The organism is Lentilactobacillus farraginis DSM 18382 = JCM 14108 (assembly GCF_000583655.1).
In the GTDB taxonomy this organism is placed as follows: domain Bacteria; phylum Bacillota; class Bacilli; order Lactobacillales; family Lactobacillaceae; genus Lentilactobacillus; species Lentilactobacillus farraginis.
The window spans coordinates 1-4,772 of the sequence record NZ_BAKI01000077.1; the positions used below are offsets into that span (position 1 = coordinate 1).

Sequence of the window (4,772 nt, forward strand, 5' to 3'; positions counted from 1 at the left end):
ATCCATCATTAGATAGACAGCAGTATGATTCTTATTTAAATAAATTATTGAAAAAAGCTTTATTTACAGATCAAGTAAGGATTATCCCCTATCAATTTGACCATAGAGAGTTATCCATTATAGTTCCTTTTCATGGAAAAGATAATCGTGTTCTTTATTCCTTGTTATCATCAATAGCCCGACAGGTGGGGGTTAAGTTAGCACAGATTGAAGTTATAGTTATTATAGATGGGGGAGATCACTTTTCAATTAATTTAAAAGACATTTTTCCTGATTTAAATATTAAATTATTTTATTTACCTAAAGTCGTCGGACCGGGACCTACCCGATCAGAAGGATTAAAACACGCCCATGGAAGATTTGTTATGTTTTGTGATGCGGACGATCAATTATATAGTTGTACCAGCTTATTTTTAATGTGGCAACAAGTGCAAAAAAATCCAACTGCGCAAATCATTATGGCTAAATACGCTAATGAACAGCTAAATGCTTCTAAACAACCATATCTAGCAACTTGGGATTATAATTTCGGGTCAGTTTATCCTAGTTGGTTTAACTTGGAATTTTTAAGAAGTTATAAAATTGATTTTCACCCGGCACTACATCGTTATTATGAAGATACCTTTTTTATGGGGGTAGCCTTTCGAATCGCCAAGAAAGTTGTCTTCCTCGATAAAAAAATTTATACACATACCTTAAATCCAAACTCACTCATTCATCAATCCAGCATTGCTTCTCGTCAAAAAGCCTTTTTAACTGAATTTTGTCGAGAAAATTATTATTGGTTTAAAGAATCTCAGAGGCGATTCCCCCAAACCATTCAAAATGATTTAAACAATTTTATCGTTTCTTTATATTATATGTACTATCAATATAACCTGAACGATAAAGAATTAGACGAAAGATTAAAAGTAATCCTTGGCAAAATAGTTAAATATAATAAGAATTTTTGGCAGGGTTGGACAACACAAATTCAAATTATTGCGGATAAAACAGTTTCAACAGATTCTGCGGGTATCAGTAGTCAAAATTTAAAAAAGTTTATTAGTACCTTTTTCAATAACGATTAGGAGAAAATTATGAAGAAATTAATACTATTCCCCTTGATTTTGATATTAGCCATTATTGGCATTATCATGACTTTTAATGAACCAATACAAAACTCAGCAATTAAACATTTAACAAATTCAGCATTAAAGCAGCCACTAGTCTCCTCTGATGATAGTAATCCGCATAAACCTACAGAATCTTTAGCAAGGAAACGGCAATTGGTTAATGAAAATTCACTTAATCAATTTAATTCAACTAATGAACCTAATGCTTTAACAATTAGTTCAAGTGAAAAGGATAAAACTGCTTTAAATAAAGGGACTAAAAAGCTTAACGAAAAAGAAAATACCATTAAAAAGGAGCATTATAATTATAACAGCGTAAAATCAGTTAGTCCTAAGATGGTCAGCCACGCCTTCTTTACTCATGGGAATGTAATTGGTATCATTTCATTGCCTGCAGTTAAACTAAAGTTGCCTATTTACCAGGGGTTAGATAATGACAATTTAGTTAAAGGGGCCGGCACCATGAAACCACATGAACAAATGGGCAAAGGAAACTATGCTTTAGCTGGTCATCATATGGAAAACCCCCACATCCTGTTTTCACCACTGCAACATGCAAAAGCAGGAGATACTATTTATCTAACCAATCGGTCAAAAAAAGTGTACGTTTACCGTATTACGAAAAAAAAGATTATTTCAAAATATCAAATAGGCTATATTAAAGATATTGGCAAGAAAAAGGTAATCACTTTAATTACCTGTGCTTCGGGTAAACCGGAAGAATCTAATCGTATCATGATTCGGGGAGTCCTTTCGTCTTCCAGTTCATAGAAACGTTCTATGCTCCTATCTCATAAATAAGACGCACTTTTCTACAGTGTGCCTTATTTATAATGATTTTTAGAGGATGTCTAAAATCTCTTAAGTAATATTGCCAAAGACACCAAAACGCTTACATCCACTTTATCAGGTATCGAAAGAAATACAAGATTAAACGAAAATAACTAATAAAGCGGTACTTTTTGTAATGCAACTAAATTAAGTTGCATTTTTTGTGATTCTGTTTATTTACAAATAGCATGTAATGTGGTATTTTGTATATACACAATATAATGCAAATAAAGGAGAATGCTTTATGGATATTTTTAGCTTAGATTTAGGAAACAAGCAGACAAAATTAAAAAGCAGCAAAGCTGAATATGTGCTGCCTTCAAGATATTTAAATCAAGCAGACATGCCGATGTCGGTTGGCAATTCTACAATGAATAATGACCTACACACTTATTCAGTCCCTTTTAGCGACGATAAGTACGTGTGGGGTCGAGATATTGACCGACTTCACCTTGACGAATATTTAGCGGATACAATCATGTATGGTGCTCGATACAATAGTGAAGCATTTAAATTACTAGCCAATTTTGCGCTGGGATTACTAGCAAGTGATTTCAAAGCGGCTAAAGATCAAGTTTTAGAAGTAGTCGTCACTGCTGGACTTCCAACTGGAGATTACGCTGACCAAGGACAATTAAAAGCTTTATTAAAAGTCCTAGAGGGCCAACATCAAGTTACTATTGACGATAAAATCGTGACGGTAAGAGTTCGTAAAGTCTATATTTTGCCCCAACCAATCGGCACCTTATATAACGAATTACTAGACGATGAAGGCTTTATCCAGAACAAAGATCTATTAGACGAAAAAGTCGGCATTGTTGACGTAGGTGGTGGAACAATACTGATTGATACGATTTTAAACTTTGAGCTAAGTGGCAAAAATCGCCATCAATTTAATACCGGCGTAAATGATCTATATGAAGCCATTGCCAACGGGATTAATGGTGATACTAGCCTTTATCAATTAGAGAAAGATTTACGAAAGGGAAACCAGCAACATCATTGGAGCTACCGATTTTCTAAAAATCGTCAAGATGATATTACTGATTTGGTTTGCAAGGAAATTGACCGGTTTACCCGGCGCTTAGTTGCTAATGTAACTTCAACGTTAAAGAACCTTAATAGTATTGATACTTTGTTCTTTACCGGTGGTGGAGCCAATTTGCTTAACCAAAAAATCTTGAATACTACTTTCACCAACGCGGTTATTGTTAAAAATACAGAAGTTGCTAATGTTAACGGCTTTTATAAGTACGGATTAAGTCAACAAGCTCAAAACGAAGGGAGCAAGTAATCATGGGAAAAGTTAAAACCTTGAACGTCCGACTAAATCCCGAGAAAATTGTCGACAAAGAAATCCTTGATTACTTTGATAAATCATTAATTCCTAAAACCACACTTGTTAAAACCGCTTTAATTCACGAAATTGAACGGTTAAAGGCTCAAGGTGATCCTTATGTTAAAGATGAACTAAAAGCTCCAGAAGCACCTAAAAATAGCACAGAATCACCATCTGATTCCAAAGAACGCTTGCAAGGAGGATTTAATGCCTTTTCAGACAATGATATTTAGAAAAAAGCTGGCAAAATATACAAAACCAAATAAAGTTGCCGCTTGGTAAGCGCTATGCTAGACTATAGTTAATCTAACAATCGAATATTAAAAGATCAGGCTAATAAATAAAAGAGATCCCAACCCGTTTGGGATTGAGATCTCTTTTATAGTATTAGCAAGTAGCTATCAGACAGCTACTTATATTCAGTCGACTTTGACTTGGCGGAAAAAATCGACTGAACATTGTTCTTAATTTGTAGATTAATTATACCGCAAACCAGTCCCAAAGGACAAGTTAAGGATAGTTAAAAAACAAATTAAATCCAATGGACTAAGTAGCTAACTGAAGCTATTTAGTCCATTTTTTGTTGTTAGAAATTAAAAAAGTTGCCGAATGGGCAACTCACAAACAGACACATGCTGATGAATTACAAAGCATTCATTTATCCGTGAGGCTTTGTAATTCAGTTAGAGCATATCAGATTTGTATTGTAATGCAAGTCGAATGTTTTAGCAACTCTCTTTTGAGACAGCGTGTGTCAGTCAAGAAAGGGAGTTTTTATAATGACACAAGATAAATACTACAAACCAATGGAAGAATACGCTAATACTTTTTATCAATTGCCAACTGTCTTATTTACTAATCCAAAATATAAAAATATGAGCAATGACGCAAAAGTAGCATATGCTTTATTAAAAGACCGTTTTAACTATTCTGTACGTAACCATTGGATTGATAAAGAAGATAATATCTATTTTATTTTTACGAATGATGAACTAATGAATTTATTGTCTACTGGCAATAAAAAAGTAGTAAAAATTAAAAAAGAGCTTGAACAAGTTGAATTGCTTGAACAAAAAAGAATGGGTGTAAATCAACCTAATCGTTTGTATTTATTGCGCCCCGAAGTCACAGCAACAGATGTTTATTTACAAGCAAACGCTGAAACCCTTGATAATAGCGGAAGTGTCAAAACGACACTTCCAAAAACCCTTGATAATAGCGGAAGTGTCAAAACGACACTTCCAGACACAGCGACAAATCAAAACGCTGAAACCCTTGATAATAGCGGAAGTGTCAAAACGACACGCAATCTATATAATACTAATAATTTAGATACTAATAGATACAATATAGATACTCAAAAGTTGGACTTTTCCACAGCCCATTTTTCACCAGCAGAACTAGAAACCCAAAACCGGGATTTGGTGACCCATGCTAATGACTTCTTAACTGATCAAGTCAGTGGCTTCCCGGTTTTCTTAGAACCC

The 4,772-nt window shown here is 34.2% G+C and carries 5 protein-coding genes; all 5 read left to right on the top strand.

The features are described from left to right. On the top strand, positions 1-1,070 hold a 1,070-nt coding region (locus JCM14108_RS13475; protein WP_035181466.1), incomplete at its 5' end, for a glycosyltransferase. 9 nt (positions 1,071-1,079) lie between these two features. After that, positions 1,080-1,886, top strand: coding sequence for a class A sortase (locus JCM14108_RS13480; protein ID WP_081300736.1), 807 nt, complete (start codon positions 1,080-1,082; stop codon positions 1,884-1,886). A gap of 304 nt (positions 1,887-2,190) precedes the next feature. Further along, positions 2,191-3,240, top strand: a complete 1,050-nt coding sequence (locus JCM14108_RS13485; RefSeq protein WP_035181467.1) for a ParM/StbA family protein — start codon at positions 2,191-2,193, stop codon at positions 3,238-3,240. A gap of 2 nt (positions 3,241-3,242) precedes the next feature. After that, positions 3,243-3,518: a hypothetical protein gene (locus JCM14108_RS13490; RefSeq protein WP_003625713.1), complete on the top strand. Its 276-nt coding sequence runs from the start codon at positions 3,243-3,245 to the stop codon at positions 3,516-3,518. 546 nt (positions 3,519-4,064) lie between these two features. After that, the coding region (locus JCM14108_RS13495) for a replication initiator protein A (RefSeq protein WP_035181468.1) at positions 4,065-4,772 on the top strand (708 nt) is incomplete at its 3' end.

Bases quoted from the DNA above. Each gene is read 5' to 3' on its own strand.
- JCM14108_RS13480 (WP_081300736.1), top strand. From the start codon at position 1,080: ATGAAGAAATTAATACTATTCCCCTTGATTTTGATATTAGCCATTATT.
- JCM14108_RS13485 (WP_035181467.1), top strand. From the start codon at position 2,191: ATGGATATTTTTAGCTTAGATTTAGGAAACAAGCAGACAAAATTAAAA.
- JCM14108_RS13490 (WP_003625713.1), top strand. From the start codon at position 3,243: ATGGGAAAAGTTAAAACCTTGAACGTCCGACTAAATCCCGAGAAAATT.